The organism is Rhodoferax sp. MLSD5-FHT05B10 (assembly GCF_058793415.1).
In genome coordinates, this window is sequence record NZ_JBXAFT010000001.1 from 478,514 (window position 1) to 503,287 (window position 24,774).

Sequence of the window (24,774 nt, forward strand, 5' to 3'; positions counted from 1 at the left end):
CCACCCAAACCCGCGTGGTTAAAGGACTTGGCTGTGATCGACATGGGTCTTTACCGTCGTTTTTACCGTCAGAAGCGCTGATCTTTTGCCGGCGCGGGAGATGGAGCGATTCGTTAGGGAGCGACGTTTTCGACATCATCCTCAATCGTGCTCAAGGATACAGGACGTCGCGGAACCTTGTCAGTTCGCCGCTGCTCAATCGGCGCACCCACCCCGGCGTCCACCACGGGCGCAACTGATGCCCTCCACCAAGCCCTAGCTAGGCCTGCTCAGGCCAGTTCGCCGAGCTCCGGCATAGCCACCTCGGCGACCTAGGTGGCCGGAAGCTCAGAGCCCGCTCCAAATCTTCGAAGTCCGATCCAGGTTCCCCAATTGGGTCAGTGCACGTCGGCCGCGTTGCCATTGAGAGACGCCTGCAACCAGTAATATGCCCACGGTACGCGGACGTTACGCATATGGAAAGATTAGACGATGAGCGACCTTTTCGACGTTGATGGTGCCAATCTCGATGGCGGGTTCGAGAACCTGAAGTCCGCCGAGCTTCCGATCGAGCAGCAGCTTCGCGCAATGCTGCAAGAGATGTGGTCGCGCTACGAGCCATATGCCGATTCAGATTTTCGGCATGGCTTTGCGCGCGACGTCGACGGCCGCTTCTGGGAAATGTACCTGGGCTGCAGCCTGCTCGAAGCGGGACGCACCTTACTTCCCGTGGCCGAGCGCCAACGCGACGGCGGGCAACCCGATCTGTGCGTCCTCGAAGACGGCCGTCGTATCTGGATCGAGGCCATCACCCCGGACGAAGGCGCTCCAGGCCCCGACCAGATCGTGCGGCCGATTCCAATCAACGAAGGCGGGGGTCTTGTCGCAGCACCGATCCGGCAGGCGCAACTTCGAACCTCCGGCGCGTTCTGGACCAAGGCGCAAAAGATCGGCCGCTACATCGAACAAGGCGTGATCGCGCCGGAGGACCCTCGCATCATCGCGATCAGCGCCAGCCGCTTCGGCGTCTTCGTCGCCGAGCAACCACTACCGCTCGTCATGACGACACTGTTTCCTATCGGGGACGCATATGTCACCATCAATCGAATGACTGGCGACGTCCTCGAAGAGGGCTTCCACGCCGCGCCATTCATCCAGCGTGAGCGCAATCCGATCCCGCGCACGGCATTTCTAGACGAGCGTTTCGCAGACATCTCAGGAGTGATCTGGTCGCGGATCGGCATCGGCAACTTGTCGCGCCAGGTCCGGCCTATCACCTATGTCCACAATCCCTTGGCACAAACTCCGCTGCCGCTGAACTGGGGTGTTTGGGATCGCGAGTTCGTGACGACCCGGCGCGGCGACGAATGGGAAGCCAACGACATCCTCGCCCAGGCGGCCGTGACGGCGCCGTCATGACGGTGCGGTCGCAATCGCCCGCCTGTGCTCTGACCAGGAGAGCTGACCATGGCTGTCGGCGATGAAGAGCGATTAATCGCCCCGATCACCCAACGGCAGTTCGAGCTATATGCGCTGTCGCTCGAACGCGGGCCCAACTTCGATCCTGCGCATATTTTCGGGAGCTATCGGACAGGGCGCGGAAGCGCGAGCGGCTGCATTCTTCTTGATCCCGAGCAAAGAACCTTCACCAGCTTGGCTCTCCGCCGGCGCGTCGATCACCGCTGGGTCAAAGTCGATGAAAGTGGCCCCTATTCCACACCCGAGGCTGCGCTCAACCACCTCAGCATCAGTATGCGAGGCGGTGATCCGCCCGAACCATTGCCTGCGGGCAGTCGGCGCCGGCCACTCCTGCTGAAAGTTGGGCCGCGTGGGACATGCCCGGAGTTTGAACTACTGACGAGCACGATCAGCCACCTGCCGGCACTCATGGCGATCGGCGAATGCCATCTCGCGCTTCCAAACCCTGACGCAAATTTCGTGACGGATCTTCAGACCGGCAATTTTTCCGCAAGACTTTTCGAGCTTTACCTTCTCGCCTGTTTTCGCGAGCAAGGCCTCATCGTCCGGCAAGACCATGTCTCGCCAGACTTTTGGATCGAAAAGGACGGGAACGAGTGCTGGATCGAGGCGGTGACTGCGAACTCCGAGACCCCGCACGCCGGCGGAATTGGCGATTGGGTACATGCGCCCGAGGACCGTATCGAGCGACTGACGGGCAGTCCCGCCGAGCGCTTCGCCAAGACGCTACGGGGCAAGCTCCAACGCAACTATCAGGAACTCAACCATGTGAAGGGGCGATCGTTCGCCCTTGCGATCGCTGACTTCCACGAGTCCGGCTCGATGGTCTGGAGCCGGGAAGCGCTGCCCACTTACCTCTACGGAATGCGCGCCGATGTCGAGGGAGATGGCGGGCAGCGCCGCGCGATCGGAACGCCGATCACAAATCTGACGGGCAAGCATGCCATCCCGGCGGGGCTTTTTCGTGACCAAGACTTTGCTCATGTCTCGGCGGTCATCTTCAGCAATGCGGCGACGCTCGCGAAGTTCAACCGCATGGGTTTCCTCGCCGGCTGGCGGCCGACCGGCGTGACGATGATCCGGAGCGGCATCCTTTTCGATCGAACACCCGGCGCGTTGGAGCCGATCCCATTCGAGATGTCGGTCGGAAGCTCCGAATATGAGGCACTCTGGCCATGGGGCGAAGCGTGGTGTCAGGAGCTGGAGGTTTTCCACAACCCCCTGGCCGCCTACCCCATCTCCTTCGATCTTATTCCGGGCGCCACTCACTGGTTCGAGCGCGATGGCGATATCGAATGCAACACCATCTGGGCGAACTCGGTCCTGGCATCGGTCACCCATGTGCGCACGACTAAGAAGCCTGGGGACTCGACCGGTGCACGACGTTAAATCGAGCAGTCGTGACCAGCGCGCCAGTCACGCCTCGCAAATCACCACTGCCCATAGGAGAAATGGCGACCATGACGACTGAACCATCAGACCGGACTATCGTCCTCCATCTCCTGCGCGGAGCCGTGCCTGAGCGCGCCGACGAGATCAGCACTCTTTGGCGCCACTACGGCCATGCCGTTGAAGTCGCTCCGAACACCAAAGGCATCACAATGAATGCCGATGCCGCACGCATAAAGTTCGACGCCAAGACGATCAACTTCTTCTGGCTTCTCGGCTTTAGTGCATGGCGCGCAATCGAGGTCTATTCACCAGCCCTTGTGCTTACGAGCTTGACCGGAGTGCCACTCGACCAGGCTCTCAACAGCGATGCCGAACGTGGGCAGTTCGAATTCGACTACAAGCAGCGCATCGCCAGCGCCCAATCGCTCATTACGACCGAGCGAGCCGCCGACATTTCCTGGCCAGCGGACGTTCCCCAGCCAACGGCCGATCGTGACGGTTTGGGTGATTCTCAGCAGAAAGTCGCCTTCGATCTGGTCGGTCTCGCCCTTGCCTTCGCGCTACTGCACGAATTCCGGCACGTCATGTACTGCGCGGACAACAGCGCCCCCTCCACGCTGCCCGAAGAGGAAATCGCCTGCGATGTCTGGGCTCGCGACTTCATGATGAGCGGCGTCGCTGCCTACGCCAAAGAGCATGGGCACAACTACGATCAGGTTCAAAAAAAGCGCGCAATGGGAATAGCATTCGCCGCCGTGATCATCCACGCAATGACACCAACACACGCGCATTGGGGCAACCGGCAATACCCGCCGATCGCCGAGCGGTTGACGGCGATGATCAGCGGCTACAGCTTGCCGGCCAGCTCTTCCTTTTGGCTTGTCACGGCCTGCTTACTGATTGCTCTCATGCGACAGGAAAACCGTCCCCTCGACTTCGTTGCAAAATCAAACCAAGAGATCGTCGAGGTGTTGCTCGACCGGCTCCGCTAACATCGAAAGGAGAGCATCGTGCCGGTCTACTTCATTGGCGAGGATGAGAATCGATGCTCCCCGATCAAGATCGGGGTAGCGAAGAATATAGAAGTGCGAAAGCGCAACCTCCAGACCGGCAATCCTCTAGAGTTGCGGCTGCTCGGCTGGATCGACGTGGTCGACTCGTTCCAGCTTGAGCGGCACCTCCACCAGCACTTTGAAGCGACCCAAGTACGGGGGGAGTGGTTCGCCATCGAGCCGGCAGACATCCTGCCCATTCTCATGCGCGCTGGCAGCGATGGCTTCGTCGCAAAAAACGCAGACGCCTTCCAGATCGTCGGCTATGACCGTGATGCAGTGCCCGAGTATCTCGGCGTATGGGAATGGGGCGACCTTGAGATCAATGAATGCTGTCCCTTCTGCGGCTGCCTATGCGGCATGCACTTTCAGGAGGCATCTCAAATGTATCACTGCCTCAACTGTGACACCTTAAGCGACTTCTCGGAAGTCGATCCACGCAGCGAAGAACTGGACAACTGAGCCATGAATAAAAAAGAACAGAGTGCAAGCGAGCAATGGCTTGAGGCGCGCGCGCCCGGCTTTCTGGATCTTCCTGATCCTGATCGCCGCGCCATATTTGACTTCGCCTTTCTCTGGAGTCTTTTCGAGGCACAGATCATGGTCAATTTCGCCCGCGCCGACCGCATTCGGGAACGAGTCGATGTATGGGTGGCGAACGGTACGCTTGAAGCTGGTCTCTACGACGCAGAGCTTGACTACTTTCGAAATCGTTACTTCGCCGACGGCGAATTTACCGATCACTTCCCTCATCTCAACCTTCGCCCCTCGGACCATCCCGACCTCGTGCAGGCAGTTATCGAGGGCACGAACGACGACCCCCGCGACCAGATGATGGCCCTTTTGATGATCGTCTGGCGACTGCGCAATAACCTCTTCCACGGTGAGAAATGGGCCTACGGACTTCGCGACCAGCTAGAGAACTTCACGCATGCGAACTGTGTCTTGATGCGGATGCTCGAACGCCATGGTCAGCTCGGCTAACGTTGGGCGAGTCACGGCTGCATAGCGGCTGATCTTGTAGAGCGGTTTTTAGGATTCTGTGCGTGTTCGACGACGGGTAAACTGACCGATTCCGAGAGACCAATTATCCAACGCGATCAACTAAGTCAACGACTTTCCAACCCTGCTCCCTCGCAGGCGCAATAAGCTTCGCGGCTTCAGATTTCCGCAACGCTAGCCCAAGCAGCTCCCGGGCTCTGGTCACGCCTACAAAAATGTTAGTAGCAGCCGCAAGTCGAACTCCCGTAAAGGCCTCGTCAGTAACACCGAAAGCACGGGGAAGAACCGTACTCAGGTCGATGCACTGTTCGTCTGCCCGACCACCCTTCCACACCTCGCTCTCGACAACGAGTATGCCATCGACGCTCTTGCCCTTAACCGAGTGGATGGATCCCAGCCGCAGCGTGAGGTCGTCGAATTGCACGTGTTTAGTAGAGCGGTGTCGGGGGTCCGCAATATCGGCCTTTAGCTCGGCCACGAAGGCGCACATATCGCCGATTTCGCCTTCCGCATCCTGAGGATGCGGACTAAAAAGCGGCAGCAGTTCTTCCATGAAAACTAGCCATGCCGCCTCATTCCAAACGGCATCGCCGTTAAGCACGTGGTCCCGCAAAAGCCGCCGTAAGACGCGCGGTAACGCAACGTCGCGATGCGACAGTGTTACCCATACATTGTGCGCAGTAATCGGACGATCACTGGCTGCTCTCCAACCATGCGCGCGCGCCAACTCAGAAACCCCGACAGCTAGTATCGCGCCGACTTCTGCCGGAGGTCGGGCTGCCGCGTGATGCACCGCAGCCCTCTGAAAATGTCGGCAAAGAAGATGGGCCTTCCCGCGGACTCCGCTCTCGCTACGGTATCCGGGATGGTAGTCAACAAGGCTCTTCGGCTGCCACACGCCCTTCTTACCGACCAGATTGTGACGCGAGGCGACCGCCCAGACGTCTCGGCTACCGCAGTCGTTGCCCCAGAATGCGTGCGCTTCCTCGGCAAACGCTCCAAGCACTTTACTGATCGTGGTTTCATCGAACAGGAACATCACACGCGATGCTGGTTTTGCACCCAGCCCCACAATGGTCTGCGTCTGGCGCGCGGTCAGCCGGCTTGCGAATGCTGCAATCTCCCCGCCGAAACGCCGGCTGGTATCAAGGGGGATGCAACCCGGCCCCGGCGTCCAGTAGGCGGGCTCTGCTCCACCATCCTCATAAAGCGTTTGATTGCTATCCCCGAGGCGCTGGAACGCTGCGCAATCATGCTTAAACACATGCTCCAGCAACCGGAGCTGGTCCCCATTCGTGTCCTGAGCCTCATCGAGAATGACGAGCGGGAAGCGGTCGCGAAGCCGCTCAGCGAGAGCCGGGCTTTCAAGGAGTGCGCGCCACGCGAGCGCGGTCATGTCCGCATAGCGATAGAGTCCGCTCTTCACCATAGAGGCCTTGAGAGACTCGAGTGCCTTCCCACAATCGGTGTGAGCGCCCCATTGCCCTTTGCGGCAGCGCACAGCCAGCGCGCGGGGCTCCGCACTAGTGTCCATGAAGGCGGGGTCCAGATCGAGCAACGCAATCCACTCCTCCAGCCTGCGCTTCAGCTTGAGCTTCTGGTTCTTCGCGAGGTTGTCTAGGACGCGCCAACCCTGATAGCGCCGCAACGCCTCGGCCGCGAAAGCATCGTCGTCGATCTGGCGCACGCTCCAACCCAAACCTTGGAGATAGGGCAAGGCGAGGTACTGGTTGATGAACGCAGTAACCGTGCCCGTGAAATGAGGGTAGGCCGTGAGCCGCGCCGCCGTCGGGTGGCCTGCGATCAAATCTTCTACCTCCGTCCGAGCGGCATTAGTGTGCGAGATGACGCTGACACCTCTTCTGCGGGTAGACCAGTTGCGCGAGAGCAGGGCGAGCTTCGCTGCCAGCAGCGTAGTCTTGCCATTGCCAGGCGCCGCCTGAACATCGCACGGGCCTACCTTTGCCAAGAAATCGGCTTGGCTAGGATCGGTGAAATCGCAACCGCCTAACTCTCTGCCAAGTTCGGCAAGCAGTTCGGGGGTGAGCTGCATAATTTCGAACATGGCGCTATGCCTCGGCTGCTGCCACGCCATCTACCTCGGCCACCCCAATCTCTGCGGCATCCGGCTCTGGTGCGATGGCCGGCTCACCTGGCACATAGCCGCCCGTCACGTAGTCGATCGCGCGCACCAGATAAGGCGGCAGCCGATCACGCATCTGCTCCGGCGTGTCGGCGCGCTTGAGTATTAGGGCGGCGAGTTGCTCAGCGACCTCCGCCTTGGAGGCTTCCTTGTCATGTACCGGCTGGTAGATCTTGACTGCGATCTCAGTCGCAGAGAGCCCGGCCTCTTTCCATTCCGCGTAGGTTTTGCTCGCCTTTTTCACAACCTTAGCGAGCCATTCAGGCTTGCGACTGCTGGTCTTGGCGAGTTGGACCGCTTGGTGGACGCTCTCGGCAAGCTCAGACCTGAGAGCAAGATCGAATTCGAGCGTCCAGCTATCAGCGATGAACGCATCCACAGGGTCTCCGACATCGCGTCGCAGCGTCTTAAGCCTCGCGGCGATCTCATCCTGGGTTAACTCGTTCTCGGTCTTACGGTCGCCGACCAGGCCCTTCGCTTCAGGGGGCGGGATGTCCCTGTCGGGGATCAACGCCACAGGCACCGCGATTGCGTTCCCAGCCTTGCGCTGCAGGATTCGGCTGTACCGGAACAAGCCGCGGTGGCCGACATTGACGATCGATACACCATGGCGACTGAGCGGGCGGCCGAGCTTCTCGGCAATCGCGGGCAGCAATAGTTGCTCGCCGGCCCCTTCGACGACGATCAGCGCGCGGGCAAAGAAGAGGTTGGCCTTGGTCGCGTCTAGGAACCGGCGGAGGAACTCGTAATCGTCGGCTTCAAGTCGCGTGTGTGCCATACCCAGCGGAAAAGCACGGTGACCCACAACCATGGTCATGGTCTCAAGCTCAGCGCCGGCTGCGAGCTGCGAGCTATGGGTGGTAAGCAAGACCTGGACTTGTTGATGAACCTCACCCTTCTCGTGAATTGGCTTGGCAGCGCGGGCCGCGAGCACTTCCATGAAGAGCGTTTGATGCTGTGGATGCAGATGCGCTTCCGGCTCCTCAATCAGCAGGAACGGCACCTGATCAGGATGAGACTGCAGAAGCAACAATTCGGCGGCCATGAATAGCAGGTTGTTGTAGCCCAATCCGCGTTGGATGCGCTCGGTGCCTACCCTGGCATTCAAATAGAGTTCAAATCGTTCGAGAATCTGATCGAAAGACCCCCCGGCGCCGAGGTCCAGCGTCGCGACGAGGCGATCATTCTCGAACGAAAGTTTGTCGAGGAAGTCGGTGTTGACGCTGTCAGCAACACCACCGACAGCCTTGTTGTTTCGAATGTCAGCATCCGCTGCTGTCAGCGTGTCATGAAGCGTGGAACTGGCTCCTAACGCCGCTGGCTTGCCTTGAGACCCCATCATCGGCATCGCACCGAGGATGCGCGACAAGCGCGAGCGCCGCCCTGCATGCATCTCTCTCTCCGCGTCGCGTAGAGGTTTGAGGTAAGTGGCCTTGAGATACTCGCGCAACTCGCCCTCTAACGGCAAGCCCTCGCCCTGAGCACCAGCACGGTGCTGACTCGTGATCACGGCGCCGCCGCCAGGAGAAATCCGCCGAGTGCCACGCATACACACATGCAGCCGCAACTTACCTTTCTCGTTGGAGCACCATTCGAGAAAGCGAGCCTCTTCATCAGCACTGAGATTATCGAAGGTGCAGCGAACGATGAAGTCGCATCCTCTCACGCCCTCCTCCCCGACATGAAAGTCGTGTTCGTCGGGGCGGATGTAATCGTCGCCGCGCGTCCAGAGGACATAACGGGCAGCGTCAACAATTGCGCTCTTACCTGCATCATTCGGTCCGACGAGCATATTCAAACCGGGCGACAGTTTCAGCTGCAATGGAGCGTTCGGACTGAAACATCGGAAGCCGTTCGCGTAGATTTCGGAAATGTACATCGTCGCCTCTTCTTCAAATTAGCAATTTGCCCGTGTCGAGGAGTCCATCGAGGAAATCTTCGCGGGAGCAAATTGGGCTCCTTTGGGTTGCAAGGATCAGCGCTTCCACGACTGCCCGAGCCAGAGAACGAGCCATCACTCGTTCTTTCGTCGAAATGGCTGCCATGGCGCGGCCGTGCAGGAAGGCACTTCGCACGTCGAATAGCCGCTCATATTGATCGGCGTAACGGCGGTCGCCGAGAAGTCCGGCGACGCGGCCTCGCATCTTGTTCGTGGCGCGCATTCCGTTGTGGCGATCGGGCGCGACCCGGAAGCTCTTTTGATAGTCAGCGCGAAGGCCCAACGCCGCTTCAATCGTAGTAATGTGCGCAAGAAACTCGTCGACGCCCTCGGCCAGGAATGCGCGGACTAGGAAGTGAGCGATTGGTGTTTCGAAGAGAACCGATTGCTTCGCCTCCTCGATGATTGCCCAACGACGGTTGTCCCAGACCGGCAACTCGGTTGCAGCCACATCTTCCAGGGGCAGCTCAATGGGCCGCTCCTCCTCATAGGTACCGCCATGGCCGTCGTCGTAGACCCGATCTTCCCAACTCAGCGTATCTGGAGATGGTGGCGCATTGAGGCGGACGAATATGTCGCTGTCGACCGTGTAGACCCACGGGACGCGAAACCCACGCCAATCGACTTCGGTCATCGTCGACCAGCTTTCCCACGACGCCAGCAACAGAAAGAACAGCGCCTCCTCGACAACTCCTGGAAATCGTCCCTTGTGCGGTTCGATCCGCCCCAAGTCTTGGCTCAGATCCATGAACAGTACCGGGACAGAACGAGCCTCAGGCTCCTGCTCAAGCACGACCGTCTCCTCGACTACCAGCCAGTGGAACTGTGAAAAACGCTCCGCGTCGAAGTTCTGGTGCGGATAGAGCCGCTTCAGCCTGCTTTCATCGACCAGTGTTCGCAGATCGCCCGCGGTCAGCCGGCCCACTTTCGCCGGGCCAAAAGTTATCGACGGTAGGTCGGCAGCCAGATCAAGCGGCGCAAGGTGAATGCGTCTGGCGTGAGTGGCGCGCAGCGCTACATCGAGGCCGTTCGCCGCCTCCTCTATTGGCAAGGCGAGATAGGCGATATCTTCTCGCAGTTCACATGGGAGCCCCAAGGCCCTCAATGCGGTTGAGAGCGCAAAAGCCGGCCCCTTCTTGCCAGCGTTCGGATAGCCGTCTCGGCAAACTTCGCGCAGCCGCTCGAAGGCCGGATGCGCAAGGACGTTGTCAGGCCCTGGCGGGCGCAGTCGCCAAAGGTCCGTCATCGCGGAGATCATCGCTTCGCTCGGACGGGTCGCAGCCTCGCTCATCAAGCGATCCGGAGCCGGCGCAAAAGCTTGCCGAGTACCGCTTCATAGTTCTCCGGCTTCGAGAAGTCCGCGTATAGCTTGCCCTTCAGGAACTCCGGCAGTTGGCACTCCTCATAGAGCAGTGGCAGTACGACCACCTCACCGCTGGCGATCTCGCGGTTCATCGCCACGTCGAGTTCCTTCTTCACCCAAGGGGCGTCGATCGACTTACTCGACAGAACGACGGCGATGTAGCGGCTGAGCTTTATGCCCTCTTCAATCTTGGCGATGAGCGAGTCACCGATTTCGATTTCGGCCTCGTCCAACCAAACCCGCTCAACGCCATGGGCGAGGAGATCCTTGCGCAATTGGCGCACGAAAGGCTTATCGACGCCGGTGTGGCTCAGGAAAATGCCATGATATTTCTCATGCGCTGGATTGGCCTTCTCCAGCGCCAAGCTGTCGCGAACGAGTTGGTTCTGGGCTTCCTGTGACGTCGGCGGGGTCAGTAGCCAGCCCGTCATGGTCCCGAGCGTGACCTGGCCACCCAAGCTGTAGCCTTCCGGTGTCGCCGCGATCGAGGTATAGCCCTCGCCGGGATCGGTCAGGCACAGGGCCCAGCCGCCCGTTCGTGACAGCACCTCGAAATAGCGTGTGAAGGGGCTATCCGGATCCATCGGACCCACCCTGCGCCCCTTCTTCACGATAAGCTCCGAGCGCTTCACAAGCCTTGCCACCGGCGGCGCCACGTATCCGAGATGGGTCTCACGATAGCCGAAGAAGTTCACACGCTTCGGCTCCGACAGGCACCAGACTACTGTCGCGCCACCCGCGATCGCCGCCTCCATCTCCTTGCGCCGGTCTTCGCCATCGAAGGCGGAGTCAACGTCGTAGCGTTCGTTTTGCCCCTTCAGCTTGCCAAGCTCGTGAATCTCGTTCGAGAACTCGCCCGCCTTACCGAATAGGAAGTGTGTGTAGCTCTCCGGATTGATAATGATCGTGTCATATTCGTAGAGAGGATAGGCCGCCTGTTCACGGTCTACTTCCGGCTGGCAGAGTCCGAGGTTATCGATCTCCACCCCCTCAATTACATCGTCCGTATAGTTCAACCCGACGGTTAACACCCTTTTCATCTGTCAATTCCTCCCGATCTTGATCCGGATACTCCCATTTCGCAGTTTCCCTCGGGCGCGCCTCCCGGCACACCGCACTCTATGAACAGAGAGTTCAGCATTGAATGGCTGTAGGAGTACGCCGCGAGAACGGAAGAGGCGGCACCAATGGCAGAGTTCGGGATCTTGCTGCTCATGCTTCTTTTGCTCTCTTGGTCAGGATGACGACCGCGGCAGCAAAGGCCAGTCTTCCGGCACCAACGCCGGAGGCTTGGTCCAAGGCTGCTCAACCAATGCATCCTGGAACCATTGATCGCGAAGGTTCGCATGTTCGGTCACGATGAGCTGAAAGCCCGGGACATCATCCTGCGTGAACTTCAACAACAGTTCGAATAATCGGCGCACCGCCGCTAGATCGGCGTCAGCTTCCGTTTTCTGAACAGATCCGTCTGCCTCCTGGTAGATCTTCTCCGACGGGAAATAAACCTGGGTAGGCTGGTCAATGAGCAGAAACTGAGGAATCGGGCAGTTGTTCTTCGCGGCGAAAAGATGCAGAGCCAACAATGCCGAAAGGTGATACGCCAGATGATTCTCACCGCCGCCAGTTCGACTCATCGGTACCGGACGATCTGGACGATCAAACACGACGGTGAGATGGTTGAGATCAAGCCGCGCAGGGAATGCGCTGAACTCCGCTTCGAAGGTCTGTATGTAACGCGACACCTGCGCCGAGATGTTGTTCAAGATGGAGATCAGTCGATCATGGCTGTCGTCGGCACCGACCCTCTTCTCCAACTCCTCAACCTTGAACTTCAAACGGCGTTGCTCTGCCTCGCGCGAGACGAGTTCTGCATTGGGGACAATATTCTCTAGAAACAAGCTCACGCGACCTACGACCCGTGCAGCCGCATTGTTGCGCGTCCCCATTTGAGCAATCACTTCATTTGCAGCGATCGCCGCAGAAAGCTCCGCTTCCTTGCTCTTGATCGCGTCTACGACTTCTCGCACCTTGTCATCCTGTTCGGCCAAGTAAGCCTCCAGCTTGGGGCGTTGTCCGGCCACGATGCTCATCTCCTCGTCGAGCGTCGTCAGTTCGTTGAGGAGCATTTTCGCAACAGGAGACTCCAAAGCCAGATTCGCTTCGCAGAATGGCCATTGCCATTCACCCGTCTCAGGATTCTTGGGAAGAGCCTTGATGGAAGCGAGCCGATCTTTCTGTTCCAGCGCCTCGCTCTCAAAACCGCCGGCCTGCTTCGAAAACTGGCGGGCGGCATCAATCTTGGACTGAACCTCGCGTCGATCCTTGCGTAGCTGGCCGATCTCTTCTTCGAGCCGAGATATCCGGTGGCCGTCGTCCTCGGGAACCGAGGCTGGCTTCCACTCCAAAGCAGTACGCAAGGCGTCGATCACACCATCAGCCCCAGCCTGTTGGTTCTCCAGCCCAATGATGCCGACCGTCTTGGCCTCCGAAAAAAGACCGATGCCCTTTTGTTGGGACGTGTCTATGGCGTCGCGAGCTTGCTCCAGTAGCTTGGAGTTGAGCTTCATTTCTCGCTGGGCAGCGCGCAGCTTGACTTCCAATTCGTACCGATCGCTGGAAGAAATGCCAAGAAGGATCGGCAATGTGTCGCGGATTGCCTGCGGCTGAAACCCTTCATTCTGACGATAGAAGAGCTGATCCTTATTGGCGACAATGCCTTGTTTCTGGAACAGGTAGTAGTAGGTGTGTTTGACGTTCGCGTCATAGCTCTCTCGGCTGTGCTCAATCGCGACATCGGTTCGATTTTCCGGAATACCGAGTAACCGTGACAGCAGTACAACCACCGCATCGTCATCGGTATTGACCACCAGATCCTTGAAGTCCGGGACTGCCAGCTGACTTCCCCGTCGTTGCATGGCGGTGCTGCAACTCGTCCCCCCTGCAGTTGGCGTGGGCTTCGCGATCATGACCTGTTCCTGGGGAAACTGATAGATCACAGCGAACCAAGCCACTTTGTCGCGAATGATGCCTTCGGGGACATTGAAGGTCGAGCGCCCCATGCAGTATTCAACAATCTCAGAGAGTGCTGATTTTCCGGTGGAGGAGCGTCCGGTGATGACGTTCAGGCCATCCACCTTGAACTGAAGATCCCGACGCTGGCCGTCGTGGCTGTAGATATGAATCGACTTGATCTTCATGGGCGTATTCCAAAGGTCGTGTACACCGTCACGCGGTCTGCGATGCGGGCAAATTCTTTTCCAACGATGCGTGCCACACGCTGGCAGGAAACCGATTCGTCAGTCCCTGTCACCGACTTTCGAACCCGGCCCGATACGGTCTTCAACCGACCATCCTGCGATACGTCAAAACATCCCCGCTCCATCAGCAAGCCGAAGGCCTCCAGTGCGAACGGCAACATGTCCCTGGTCCGCTCGGCGAAGCCAACCAGTAGCTGAGGATTCTTCTCCACGATCTTCAGCAGATAGCTGCGAGAGTTTCCCGCGATCACTTGACGCGCGTCTTTCTGCAGACACAATGGCAGCACGAGCAGCGCGAGAGAAAACGGCATGCCATCCGGGTTTTCTTCCTCATAGCCCAGCAATGCCCTGAACAACACGAGGCCACAGAAGGCGGGATTGAAAAGATTTCTTACTTCGAATGGCCGTTGATCCCATCGTTTCATTTCGCAGCCCCCAACACCTGGCCGACACGATCAAGGAACCGAGGGTGCCAATAGACCCTTGGAATTGGCCGGCTGTTGGCAAGAATGTGAAATCCGCCACGGACCACGTAGGGCTCGGTCACGCGCTCCCTGATGCGAAGCGTGCTGCTGTTACCGGTCTCCAGGTCAACCCAGCGATAGAGTGCTTTTCCTGCGTCCAGAAGAACCGCATCGGCGCTTTCTTCATCGAGCTCTTCGAATACCACGTCCCGATAGCGGCTCCATTCATCGACAAGGCGGTCTTCGTACTCTTCCATTTCCCCCGAAATCAGGAGGCTCTCGCGAGCCCAGGAAGAACGCTGCTCGAAAGCCCGGTAGTAATCCAAGATGGCGTTGCGGATGCGGTTGGAGGCAACGCCAATTTCTCGCAGTTGCACAACGAAAAGCCGTGGATCGTTGTCTGCATCGATTTCTCCAGCCGGCACCTTCCCTCTGAATGTGATCGGGAGGTTGTCTGACTTGTACTCCTCGGCAAACGCGGAAAGCTTGTCTGAGACCTCGTAGCCGAAGATTGGCTCGGTGCGTTTCCCGACCAGCAAATTGACGATGGTGTCATTCCACCAACCTTCGAGTCGCTCAAAGATGGCATCTCGGTTGTCACGCTGGATGCTGCGCATGTGCTGGTCTTTGATGATTGACGGCACATCCTCGATGCGAGGTCCGCCATCAAAGATCACGATGCGCGAGAGAAAATCTTCTTTCTCGTCGTCGTTGAGCTTGTGAAACTCTTCGCCGATTGGAGTGATGAGTTTCGATTCGGTCTTGGCAAGGACATCGGACGCGATTTGTGCCAACGACGTGGCCTCGTCGTTTGCCGTAGGCGCTTCCAACAGGAAACGCCGCAAGAAAGACGTGCTTGAAACCGTGCCTGTCGAAAACAGAAAGAAGCGAAGGCTGGCTTCGCTGCGTCCATCGCGGTTGTAGCGGGCCAGCCAGATTCGGACCGACTTCCAGAAATCCGTGGATAAGTCCGTCAGGCGATCGCCGACCCCTTTGTGCTTGAGAGAGGCCAGGGTCTTGACACCATCCTTGTCGATGAAGTCAAGGTCATCGTCCTTTTCAATCAGGATCGACGTGCTCTCTGGCAGTTGCAAAAGCTTCAGCAGACCGAAACGAGGCTGATAGATGTACCCCAAGCCTTGCTCGCCTGCGGCGTATTGATCGGCAGAAGCCTCGGCCATACTCAAGTCCCCATGTAGATTTTTCTGTCCATTGAACTGCCGGTGGCGTTTGCTCCAAGGGCAAGCTAGCGCCACAGCCCATCGACGCTCCGTGAGGTCTCAATGCTGTTCCTCACTAGCCTCGTCCCCAGACGGCTCCGTGACTAGGCCCCGAAGAATAGTAACAAAAAGATTTTCGATCCCCAGGCGCATTAGCTCGGCACAGAGTCCGAGAGAGCCGATCTGAACGTCAGGCGCGGCGCGCCGTCGGGCTCGCGGGCGTTGCCCCGCGCCCCGCGCCTCGTGCCGAGTCGCGGCCGTCCGGCTTTGATCCCTGACGCCTCCGGCCCTGGCGGGCCTGCGCGCTGCGCTTGCCCATCCGTGATTTGCTGGAGGTGGGTGGACGGTCTTGCTGAACCTTTCACCGTATCACGGCGTTCTCGCCGTCAAGGGCTTCGCGCCTTTGGCACTTGCGGCCGTGGCCGTCTTCGACCCCTGACTGCTTACGCTGCGCCGTGCTGCAGCCGGTTCCGGGCAATTCCGCCCGAGCAACTGGAGCACGATCATGTCGCAACTTTCTTTGTCACTCGATTCTTCCCTGCTGGTGCGTGACGACCAGGGGCGTTACCTCATGGCGACGGCCGACCAGATCTTGGAAGCCGCACGACAAATCATCGACCAGAAGACTAGACGCGGCGCCTCGTTCACGTCGCCGAGCGAGGTCAAGGACTATCTGAAGGCCAAGCTCTCGGGCTACGAGCGCGAAGTGTTTGCCGTGATGCTGATGGATACCAAGCATTGCCTGATCGAGTACGTCGAACTGTTCCAGGGCACGATCGACCAGGCGGCAGTTTATCCACGCGAGGTGGTGAAGCTGGCCATGCAGCACAACGCGGCGGCCATGATCATTAGCCACAACCATCCGAGCGGGAACCCAGAGCCTTCGCGGGCCGACGAACTGCTGACCAAGCGCCTCAAGGAGGCACTTGCGCTGGTGGACGTGCGCGTTCTGGACCACATCATTGTGGCGGGCAACGACACGACATCGTTCGCTGAGAGGGGCCTGATCTGATGCATGGGGGCTTTGCCCCCTTTTTTTTGCTGTGCCCTGTGTGTCGGTCTCCGGTTTTCGGGCATGCATCCAGAGGATTGGCCGGCAGCCCATCCCCGCCGCGCGTTGCTTGGCGCCCCTGAAAGCCGCCGAACAGGCTGCGCCTGATCGGCCCGAAACGAAGTCACCGAAGCGCCCCGTCGGTGACTACTTGGCTCCGTCGCGCTCACGCTGACGGAGCCGCTTGACGTAAGGGCCATCGACCAGCTCGTCGGGGCCCAGGTCCAACACACAGCTCGCCAAGGTAGCGAGCGTGTTGTCGGTGACCTTGAAATCGTTGGGCAGTTGGCCGTGGTTGCGCCCCCTGTTCTCGTCGATGGCTGCGAGCAGCGCCTTGATGAAATCGGCGCGGGACGGGCGCGAGGCCACGGTGGCGGCCGCAGTCAAGGGGTCTGTGGCTTCCGCGACTGCATCCTCGGCATCGGAGGCCAGCTCTTGCAGGAAGTCGCTCAGCGATGGCCAATACTTCAGATCGAACTGACCGTGAAGGTCATCGAGACGCTCCTGAACGTACGACGTGAAAAGGTAGTTGCGCTTGGCCGCCGCCTCGATCACATCGCACACGTGGTAGTGGGTGTCGGTGCTGAAGCCGGAGGTGTTGTGCAGATCCGAGCGCTGCTGCAGCAGACCAGCCAGTTCTGCCGCCTTCCTCGCAATCTGCTGGTTGACGTTGCCGAGATCGCCTCGTGCGGTACGCGCCTGCGCGATCTTCTCCGGGCTCCAGAAGGCGGCGGTGCTCAGGACAAGCCCTAGAAAGACCTGCAGCGCATGCGGATGTGTGTGGAGCTTGCCGTGCAGTTCCTCATAGGCCTCAGTCAGCTCGATGCCACGAGCAAGCAGTCGATCGGCAACGGCATTTTCACTGGGCAGGATGCGGTGCTCGACGTTGTAGCGCTTCCCCTCGATGAGGATGTTTTCGCAGATCTGCTTCGGATTATCGGATTGGGGTGCGCTCATGGCCTGTCTTTGATAGTGAACATGGCTGGTAGCGTATTTGACCAAGCCACTTCTGTCGGTACCCCAGTGCGCGTCATCGAACGGATGCTCAGGTATCCGGATACCGACCTAAGTCTGGACGTCCCCGGCCAAGAAGGCGGCCGGGCGCGCTGTCGTGCTGCGCATCGAGCCACCCTGCCCTGCGGTCCTGGCGTCTCGCCCCCTTCGGGCTTCCATCGTTCCCTCGCTCCGCTCGGCTGACGCCTTCGGCCCGGCTTCCAGCTTCGGGCCTGCGCGCTTCGCTTGCGTGCGGTCGGCACAAAGGGATGGCCGTTGCCTGTCCAGGCCGTCTTCCCTGACCTCATCACCTTGTCCGCGACTGTAGCCCGCGTCCGTGTGCCGTCAAGGCGCGCAGGGCCGTGTCCTCGGCTGCGCCTGCGGGCCGCACCAACCCTGCGCTTGCCTCCTTGACGGCCCCCGTCCGCGGGCTCCCTTCCGTCGCGGGCGATGAACTCAGGAAAGACGGTGGCAACGAGGCCAACCGGGTTCTTCGTGCCGACCGCACCGAACAGCCGAAAGGCTGGGCTCCGAATCTAGGAATCCGGTGTGCGGTTTCTTCAACAGCCAACTTTGTCAGGAGAAAGACCATGCAACTTGCTTCCCGCTTCGCTTCCCGTTCGCCGGTGCTGCGCTCGGAACGTCCTTTGTCGGATGACCAAATCCGCGCCGTGGCTCCGTCCATCTTTGCGGGCGCCCCGCACGAAAGCCGATCGGACCGTTACAGCTACATCCCCACCGCCACCGTGCTGCAAGAACTGCGCGGGGAAGGCTTCGAGCCTTTCATGGTGTGCCAGACCCGCGTGCGCAACGACGACCGCCGCGACTACACCAAACACATGATCCGGCTGCGCCATGCCAGCCAGATCAACGGCCGTGAGGCCAACGAAATCATTCTGCTGAACTCGCATGACGGCACCAGCAGCTATCAGATGCTCGCTGGAATGTTCCGCTTCGTGTGCCAAAACGGCCTGGTCTGCGGCGACACCGTGGCGGACGTGCGCATACCCCACAAGGGCGACGTGGCCGCGCATGTTATCGAAGGCGCTTACGAAGTCCTGCACGGCTTCGACCGGGCGCAGGAATCCCGCGACGCCATGCAGGCCATCGCACTCGACACGGGTGAATCGGAAGTGTTCGCCCGCGCCGCGCTGGCGTTGAAGTACGACGAGGACAAGCCCGCGCCCATCACGGAAAGCCAAATCCTGATGCCGCGCCGCACGGACGACAGACGCCGCGACCTGTGGAGCGTGTTCAACCGCACGCAGGAAAACCTCGTCAAAGGCGGACTGTCCGCCCGCACCGCGAACGGTCGCCGCCAGACCACCCGACCTGTGCAGGGCATTGACAACGGCATCCGCCTGAATCGCGCCCTGTGGCTGCTGGCCGACGGCCTGCGCCAGTTGAAAGCCTGAACCCCACGCGGCAGGGGCAGGCAGCCGCCCTTGCCGCTTCTCTCGCTGCTGCATCCCTCAACTGATTGGAGTTATCACCATGAACGCCGTTACCCAAACTGAAACCACCGCCATCGAAACTGCCGCCCCGCTGGAAGTGGCCGACCCGACCAAGAACCTGATTTTGGTTCCGCTCTCGCAATTGCTGCCGCGCCGCTCCAAGCGCAACGCGCGCACGACTCCGCGCCTGTCCATCCCCGAACTGGCCGCGAGCATTTCCCGCGTCGGCCTGCTGCAGAACCTCGTTGTCATCCTCGCTGCCGATGGCGAGCAATACGAAGTGGTGGCGGGCGACCGCCGACTGACCGCCTTGAAGCTGCTGGCGAAGAAGAAGCGCATCGCCATCGACTACGAAGTACCGTGCCTGCTTGTGCCCGATGCTTCGGCGCGTACCGTGAGCTTGGCCGAGAACCTGTTGCGCGAGAACATGCACCCCGCCGACCAGTTCGAGGCGTTCGCCGCACTGGTCAAGGAGGGCCGTCCGGTGGAGGACATTGCCGCCGACTTCGGCGTGTCTCCGCTCGTGGTGCAGCGCCGCTTGAAGCTGGCCAACGTCTCGCCGCGTCTGCTGGCGGACTACCGCAGCGGCGATCCGGGCGCGGTGACGCTGGAACAGTTGATGGCCCTGACCATCACCGACGACCACGCCGCGCAGGAAGCCGCGTTCTACGGTGCGCCCGAGTGGCAGCGAGGCGCATCCGCGCTGCGCGAGCGCCTGACTGAGCGTGAAATCGACGCCACGCATCCGCTGGTGCGCTTTGTCGGGTTGGACATGTACACGGCGGCAAGCGGTGGCATCCGGCGCGATCTGTTCGCCGAAGGCGATGCCGGAACCTACCTGACCGACGCCGCACTGCTGGAAACGCTGGTGCGCGGCAAGCTGGACGCGCATGCCGAGGACGTGCGCGCCGAGGGTTGGGCGTGGGTGGAAGCCGTGCCGCACGTAAGCTACGCCGAGCGGCAGGCGTTCCAGAACGCGCCGCGCCAGCGCCGCGAACCGACCGCCCGCGAAGCCCGGCGCATTACCTCGCTGCAAAACCGCCTCGACAAGATCGACGCCGAACTGGAAGAAGCCTACGACGCCGGGGACGAGGACAAGACCGAGGCGCTGGAACCGCGCCGCGAACAGGTCGCCGGGGAACTGCAAGCCGTGGAGGATGCCTTGCAGGGCTACGCCCCGGACGTGCGCGCCGTGGCCGGTGCCATCGTCACGCTCGACCGCGAGGGAGCAGCCGTGATTCATCGCGGGCTGTTGCGCGAAGCCGAAGCGAAGGCACTGCGCACGCTGGAACGCTTGCGGCAGGGTTTCGGCAGCGCGGAAGGCGAAGCCGGGAACGACGACGACAGCGAGGACGCCGAGCAGCCCAAGGCCGCGAGCCTGTCCGACCGGCTGGCGCAGCGGTTGAGCGCGCACCGCACCGCCGCGTTGCTAATCGAAGTCGCCCGGCATCCGCACGTCGCGCTCGCCGCGCTGGTGCATGGCATGGTGCAGACCGTCTTGCAGGACAGCCACTACGGCCACGACCTGCCGCTGGGCGTGCGCCTCACGGCGCAAGACCGGCTGGAAGGCATGGCCCCGGACTGGCCGGAATCGCCTGCCGCCGTGGCGCTGCGCGAACTGCAACAGGTAGCCGGCGAAGCCTTGCCGGAGGACAGCGCCGAACTGTTCGCCGCGCTGCTGGCGAAGTCGCAAGACGAACTGGTGCGGCTGCTGGCCGTGTGCGTGGCTTCCACGGTGGACGTGGTGACGCCCCGTGCCACGCCGCACCAGCCCGGCGAGGAACTGGCGCAGGCCGTGGGCCTCGACATGGCCGCATGGTGGAAGCCGACCGCAGAAGGCTACTTCAAGCACGTTTCCAAGGCTGTGATTCTGGATGCCGTGGGCGCGTTTGCACCGGAATCCGTCACCCGGCTGGCGAAACTCAAGAAGGCCGACATTGCCAGCGAGGCCGAGCGGCTGGCCGATGGCACGGGCTGGATGCCCGCTATCTTCAAGGCCGCAAGCCCGCAGGATGCCGCGCAGGAGGAAAGCTCGGAGCAGGAAGCCCCGGAGGATGCCGAAGCAATGGCGGATGAACCCGCCGAGGCGCTGGCCGCTTGACCCGCGCTGAAGGCAAGCGCCCCGGCCTCGACCGGGGCGCTTCGCTTTGTGTGGTGGCGCACCGAGACGAAGGAATAACCGCGATCAGCACCGCGCCCTGGGCGCGGTGGACGCGAAATCCGGGTGCGACAGTGGCCGCGCCCGGTGTTCAAGGCCCAATAGCCGAATTAAAACGCCGCCGCCTTCGCGCTGGCTCAGGCGGCGGCGTTGAAGGCATCGCTGTAGTGCGCGATGCCTTCCGGCACTGTCCCATGCAGGGCCAGCGCCATGAAATAGCCGGGCAGCACGCCCGGCAGTTGCAAGCCCGCATGGGCCTGGAAGCCAAAGCGCGTGTAGTACGTTGGATCGCCCAGCAGCACGCAGCCTGCGGCCTGCATAGCCCGCAGTTCAGACAGCGCCTGTTCCATCAGGCGCGAACCGATGCCTTGCCCCTGCCTTGGCAGCAGGACGGAGATCGGCCCCAACCCATACCAGCCCTCGGTCTTTCGCCCGTGCTCATGGGTGATCGTTACTGGCGACAGCGCGACGTGACCGACGACGCGCCCATGTTCTTCGGCCACGATGGAAAGCGTCAGTTCGTTGGCGGCACGCAAGGCGCGCACGATGAATTGCTCGGTGTGGCTGGTGTGTGGTGCATCAGCGAACGCGGCGATGGTCACGGCCTCGATGGCGGCAATGTCGTCCGGGGTTTCGTGTCGGAGCTGGAGGGTCATGGGCTTGTCTTCGATTGCTTCCTGAAAATATAGAACAGCCTGGGCGTGTCGGCGCACTGCGCCGCCGGGCTTTCGGGCTGCGCCCCGTGCCGCCTTTGCCGTCACGGCCATTCGGCTTCAATCCCTCACGCCTTCGCGCCTGCGGCGCTGCGCGCTTCGCTTGCCTCCAGGGGAAAGTCCTGCGGGCTATCCCCGCCGCGCGATGCTTGGCGCCCCTCGATGACGCCGAACCGGCTGCGCCGGATCGGCCCGGCCAGCGCCCCGCCGCGATGGGCGGGGCGCTGGCGAACACGCTGGCGCTCGCTGCGGCAGGTTGTGCAGGTGCGTGCCGTCCTCAACGCTGGCGGTTCCTGCCCATCACGTCACGAAGGACGGTTCACGGACAACCCGCCCGGCATCGCTATGGAGCTTCCACGCCACGCCTCAAGAGCGGCGCCGCAAGGTGCGGCGGGGGCGTTCTCGCCTGTCGTCGGGTGGTTGACCTGGCCCGCGTCAGTGGGCGAGCCGGAGAAGCCTTCGTGCGGGGATGCCGAGCCGGCCCCATCTCCTTTCGGAGCGGTCCGGCCCAAGGCGTCCTTGTCTCGTTGTGAATCCTGGCGGTGGCGCGGCTGCGCCTCGGGCTTCATGGCTGCAACCGTCCGGCGAAAACAATTTCCCCTGCGCTGCGCGCATTCCTCGCGGGCCAAATTCTTTTCGCCTCCCGGCTCTCCACTGCGTTGCGACCGCAAGCGGTGCAGCCAGCCCGTCCCCCGCCGGCCGGATCACAACAAGGACGCGATGGGCGCGAACCTTGTTCAACCGAAAGGAGAAAACATCATGGCCAACATCGGCACCTTCACCACCGACAAAGACGGCTTCACCGGCACGCTTCGCACCCTGACGCTCAACGTCAAGGTCAAGCTGGTTCCCAACGACAAGGGCAGCAGCGAGAACGCCCCCGATTTCCGCCTCCAGGCCGCCAGCCACGACATCGGCGCGGCGTGGAAGAAGACCAGCGAGGCTGGGCGCGAGTACCTGTCCGTGACCCTCGATGACCCTTCGTTCCCGGCAGCGGTCTATGCCCGCCTGATCGAAGGTGAGGACGGCACGCACGACCTGATCTGGTCGCGCAGCAAGCCCCAAGCGGCGTGACCGCCGCAGCGCCCCGCCCATCGCGGCGGGGCGCTGTGCTGCTAATAGCAGCACATCACCGCATCACGCGCGCGGCTCCGCCGCGTCGCGTTCGCTCAACACCGCCTCCAGCTCTTGGCGCACCTGCGCCAGCAGCTCGTCGGCCTTGCGCGGGCTGTCGCCCGCGTAGGCCAGCGTCAGCAGCGTGAGCGGATGGATCTCCATCACCTCGCACAGCTCGGCCAGCTTGTTCAAGGTGGGGCTTTTCAGGTCGCGTTCGAGGGTACTCATATAGGTGCGGCTGGACACGTCAGAGAAGGCTTCCTGGCTCAAGCCACGCGCCTTTCTGACTGTCTTCAACGCCTTCGCCAATGAGTTCCCAGCCGCCACCTATGGTTTCCTCTCAAAAACCAAGATGACATCCCATTGCGCCCTATAGGGCTACAATCTATAGTGTTCATTTGGTGCTCTCCGTTTTTGTGCCTCTACGGAAATCCGTATCGGCGGATTCCGGCAAAGCCATAGAACCGCATCCGTGCTTGCGCACGAAGGCGCAAATCCGGTTTCGTGGTTCTGCGCTTCGACGTGAAACCGCATTCGTGCATCATTGGATTTGTGGGATTGCCGACCATGCCCCAGCCATTCGCCACCGCCCCGGAGCGCGCGCAATTGCTCGCCAACGGCGAGGCCCGCGCCGCTGGCCGGGCCATCGACCCGGTGCCCGTGGTGCGGCTGTTCACCCCGGACGCGCACGTGACCTGGCTGCTGGCCGCACTCGATCCGGCCGATGGCGACACGGCCTGGGGCCTCATCGACCTGGGGATCGGGATGCCGGCACAGGGCACCGTCAAGCTGTCCGAGCTGGCCGGCATCGTTGGGCCGCGCCAGCAGCCCGTGATGCGCGACCTCTATTTCCGTCCCACGCGCACGCTGTCGGAGTACACCCGCGCGGCCGAGCGTGACGGCGCCATCCCGGACTGAACACAGCCTACTGTGACTTTTTCAGTCTGATGTCATGCCGGGCAGGTCTCAATCGGCATTCTTGCGGCGTAGCCCCACCAGTCTGATCCAAATAGACATGATGGCTGGCACGGGCTGCGGCAGGCTGGCCTGTGCAGCACTCCAACTCGGGGCGCTGTCGCCGCAGCATTGAGACGAATACCGCAACGCATCGGAGCCAATCGGTCTTGACAACCCGATCCACCTTTTTGACCCATGACCTTTTGACGATGGCGATGTAGCGCGTAGTTCTTCCGTGGTGGCGAGTCCTGTTCGCAGGAGGAGGCGTCATGGTCGATCACAGCGCCGAGCCTTGGTATCCGACTGCCGCGTATCTGTACGTGCTGCATCTGGACGGCCTTGCGCTTGCCTGGGAATACCTGCGCCGGCATCCCGACTACCGGCTCGACTGGCTGCGCCGTCATCGTCGGCCACAAGCAGCCCAGCAGGCGGCGCATCACTGGGGCTTGCGCCTGCTGGAAGACCCGGCCCTGGATGCGCGCGACGCGCATCCGGCCTGGCTGCCCGGCCATGCCGCCGTGGTGCAGCTCTACCCCGATGCCGATCCGCCGCTGGACGCGGCGACGTTCGCGTTCTGGCGTATCCCCGGCCACAAGCAACTGCTGCATGACGGCAAAGGGCTGGCGCTAATCGCGCGCAGCCCAGGCCACTGCCTGCGCTTCGCGCTCGCGGCCGGCCTGGAGGACGGCATGGCTGTCGCCTATGCCTATCGCGGCGGCGCTGCCGCGCCTGCACGCGGACAGGTGCCCGGCGCCGCTCTGGCCGATGCCAAACCCAGGCCAACACCTACCGCGCTGCTGGAACTGCACAGCTTGCAGGCGCTCGACGCGACCCTGGCGGGCGCGTCCTTGCGTGAAGTCGCGGAAGGACTGTTCGGCGTGGATGCCGCAGCCGATTGGTACAGCGATGGCGGGCTGCGCTCCAAGGTGCGCCGCCTAGTGCGTCGCGGCGATGCGCTGATGCGCGGCGGCTACCGCCACCTAGCACAGCTTCCGCCGCTTGAGAAGGGTCGTTTTGAAGACCAAGAAAAACGACCCTGAGC

At 61.3% G+C, this 24,774-nt stretch carries 21 protein-coding genes; 11 read left to right on the plus strand and 10 right to left on the minus strand.

The annotated features are described in order from the left end of the window. Positions 1 to 471 precede the first annotated feature (471 nt). The 5 genes from AC1Q5W_RS02295 to AC1Q5W_RS02315 all read left to right on the plus strand — a co-directional run bounded on the left by AC1Q5W_RS02295 (position 472) and on the right by AC1Q5W_RS02315 (position 4,886). Complete coding sequence (locus AC1Q5W_RS02295) at positions 472 to 1,398, plus strand: hypothetical protein (RefSeq protein ID WP_315229779.1); 927 nt, start codon at positions 472 to 474, stop codon at positions 1,396 to 1,398. A gap of 48 nt (positions 1,399 to 1,446) precedes the next feature. Continuing rightward, positions 1,447 to 2,847 carry a hypothetical protein gene (locus AC1Q5W_RS02300; RefSeq protein WP_315229777.1) on the plus strand — a complete coding sequence of 467 codons (1,401 nt, stop codon included), beginning with the start codon at positions 1,447 to 1,449 and terminating at the stop codon, positions 2,845 to 2,847. A gap of 71 nt (positions 2,848 to 2,918) precedes the next feature. Then, positions 2,919 to 3,842: a phage exclusion protein Lit family protein gene (locus tag AC1Q5W_RS02305; protein ID WP_315229776.1), complete on the plus strand. Its 924-nt coding sequence runs from the start codon at positions 2,919 to 2,921 to the stop codon at positions 3,840 to 3,842. An 18-nt stretch (positions 3,843 to 3,860) separates the two neighbouring features. Further along, positions 3,861 to 4,364 carry a GIY-YIG nuclease family protein gene (locus AC1Q5W_RS02310; protein ID WP_315229774.1) on the plus strand — a complete coding sequence of 168 codons (504 nt, stop codon included), beginning with the start codon at positions 3,861 to 3,863 and terminating at the stop codon, positions 4,362 to 4,364. A 3-nt stretch (positions 4,365 to 4,367) separates the two neighbouring features. Beyond that, positions 4,368 to 4,886: a hypothetical protein gene (locus tag AC1Q5W_RS02315; RefSeq protein WP_492646102.1), complete on the plus strand. Its 519-nt coding sequence runs from the start codon at positions 4,368 to 4,370 to the stop codon at positions 4,884 to 4,886. A 103-nt stretch (positions 4,887 to 4,989) separates the two neighbouring features. Here AC1Q5W_RS02315 and AC1Q5W_RS02320 read toward each other — a convergent pair whose 3' ends face one another. The 7 genes from AC1Q5W_RS02320 to AC1Q5W_RS02350 form a co-directional block, all read right to left on the minus strand. Beyond that, positions 4,990 to 6,969: a UvrD-helicase domain-containing protein gene (locus AC1Q5W_RS02320; protein ID WP_315225401.1), complete on the minus strand. Its 1,980-nt coding sequence runs from the start codon at positions 6,967 to 6,969 to the stop codon at positions 4,990 to 4,992. Between the two features lie 4 nt (positions 6,970 to 6,973). Continuing rightward, positions 6,974 to 8,926: an ATP-dependent nuclease gene (locus AC1Q5W_RS02325; RefSeq protein ID WP_315225402.1), complete on the minus strand. Its 1,953-nt coding sequence runs from the start codon at positions 8,924 to 8,926 to the stop codon at positions 6,974 to 6,976. A gap of 13 nt (positions 8,927 to 8,939) precedes the next feature. Next, positions 8,940 to 10,277: a hypothetical protein gene (locus tag AC1Q5W_RS02330; protein WP_492646103.1), complete on the minus strand. Its 1,338-nt coding sequence runs from the start codon at positions 10,275 to 10,277 to the stop codon at positions 8,940 to 8,942. Beyond that, positions 10,277 to 11,389, minus strand: a complete 1,113-nt coding sequence (locus AC1Q5W_RS02335) for a TIR domain-containing protein (RefSeq protein WP_315225405.1) — start codon at positions 11,387 to 11,389, stop codon at positions 10,277 to 10,279. Before AC1Q5W_RS02335 ends, AC1Q5W_RS02330 begins: the two co-directional genes overlap by 1 nt. A gap of 195 nt (positions 11,390 to 11,584) precedes the next feature. After that, positions 11,585 to 13,546, minus strand: coding sequence for a DUF3732 domain-containing protein (locus tag AC1Q5W_RS02340; protein ID WP_315225407.1), 1,962 nt, complete (start codon positions 13,544 to 13,546; stop codon positions 11,585 to 11,587). Beyond that, positions 13,543 to 14,031: a three component ABC system middle component gene (locus tag AC1Q5W_RS02345; RefSeq protein WP_315225408.1), complete on the minus strand. Its 489-nt coding sequence runs from the start codon at positions 14,029 to 14,031 to the stop codon at positions 13,543 to 13,545. The genes AC1Q5W_RS02340 and AC1Q5W_RS02345 overlap by 4 nt, the downstream gene beginning before the upstream one ends. Further along, entirely contained in the window at positions 14,028 to 15,251 is a 1,224-nt protein-coding gene (locus tag AC1Q5W_RS02350) for an ABC-three component system protein (protein ID WP_315225409.1), read from the minus strand. Before AC1Q5W_RS02350 ends, AC1Q5W_RS02345 begins: the two co-directional genes overlap by 4 nt. A gap of 544 nt (positions 15,252 to 15,795) precedes the next feature. On the opposite strand from AC1Q5W_RS02350, the gene radC reads away from it, so the two are divergent. Beyond that, positions 15,796 to 16,302, plus strand: coding sequence for a RadC family protein (gene radC / locus AC1Q5W_RS02355; protein ID WP_315225411.1), 507 nt, complete (start codon positions 15,796 to 15,798; stop codon positions 16,300 to 16,302). Positions 16,303 to 16,488: 186 nt separating this feature from the next. On the opposite strand, the gene AC1Q5W_RS02360 is transcribed toward radC, so the two are convergent. Continuing rightward, the gene (locus AC1Q5W_RS02360; RefSeq protein ID WP_315225412.1) at positions 16,489 to 17,298 is read right to left on the minus strand and encodes a hypothetical protein; all 810 of its coding nucleotides are present in this window, start codon (positions 17,296 to 17,298) and stop codon (positions 16,489 to 16,491) included. Positions 17,299 to 17,924: 626 nt separating this feature from the next. Between AC1Q5W_RS02360 and AC1Q5W_RS02365 the strand changes: the two genes are divergently transcribed. Continuing rightward, positions 17,925 to 18,749 carry a DUF932 domain-containing protein gene (locus AC1Q5W_RS02365; RefSeq protein WP_315225413.1) on the plus strand — a complete coding sequence of 275 codons (825 nt, stop codon included), beginning with the start codon at positions 17,925 to 17,927 and terminating at the stop codon, positions 18,747 to 18,749. A 79-nt stretch (positions 18,750 to 18,828) separates the two neighbouring features. Then, positions 18,829 to 20,889 (plus strand): ParB/RepB/Spo0J family partition protein, encoded by a 2,061-nt coding sequence (locus AC1Q5W_RS02370; protein WP_315225414.1) that lies wholly within the window; start codon positions 18,829 to 18,831, stop codon positions 20,887 to 20,889. Between the two features lie 194 nt (positions 20,890 to 21,083). Here the strand turns inward: AC1Q5W_RS02370 and AC1Q5W_RS02375 are convergent, their stop codons facing one another. After that, positions 21,084 to 21,602, minus strand: coding sequence for a GNAT family N-acetyltransferase (locus tag AC1Q5W_RS02375; RefSeq protein ID WP_031346923.1), 519 nt, complete (start codon positions 21,600 to 21,602; stop codon positions 21,084 to 21,086). A gap of 816 nt (positions 21,603 to 22,418) precedes the next feature. Between AC1Q5W_RS02375 and AC1Q5W_RS02380 the strand changes: the two genes are divergently transcribed. Next, positions 22,419 to 22,733, plus strand: coding sequence for a DUF736 domain-containing protein (locus tag AC1Q5W_RS02380; RefSeq protein WP_021249531.1), 315 nt, complete (start codon positions 22,419 to 22,421; stop codon positions 22,731 to 22,733). 63 nt (positions 22,734 to 22,796) lie between these two features. Here AC1Q5W_RS02380 and AC1Q5W_RS02385 read toward each other — a convergent pair whose 3' ends face one another. Further along, positions 22,797 to 23,102: a helix-turn-helix domain-containing protein gene (locus AC1Q5W_RS02385; protein WP_023127565.1), complete on the minus strand. Its 306-nt coding sequence runs from the start codon at positions 23,100 to 23,102 to the stop codon at positions 22,797 to 22,799. A 240-nt stretch (positions 23,103 to 23,342) separates the two neighbouring features. On the opposite strand from AC1Q5W_RS02385, the gene AC1Q5W_RS02390 reads away from it, so the two are divergent. Next, positions 23,343 to 23,693: a DUF2958 domain-containing protein gene (locus AC1Q5W_RS02390; protein ID WP_031346926.1), complete on the plus strand. Its 351-nt coding sequence runs from the start codon at positions 23,343 to 23,345 to the stop codon at positions 23,691 to 23,693. A 308-nt stretch (positions 23,694 to 24,001) separates the two neighbouring features. Then, complete coding sequence (locus tag AC1Q5W_RS02395) at positions 24,002 to 24,772, plus strand: DUF2285 domain-containing protein (protein WP_021249534.1); 771 nt, start codon at positions 24,002 to 24,004, stop codon at positions 24,770 to 24,772. Positions 24,773 to 24,774 lie beyond the last annotated feature (2 nt).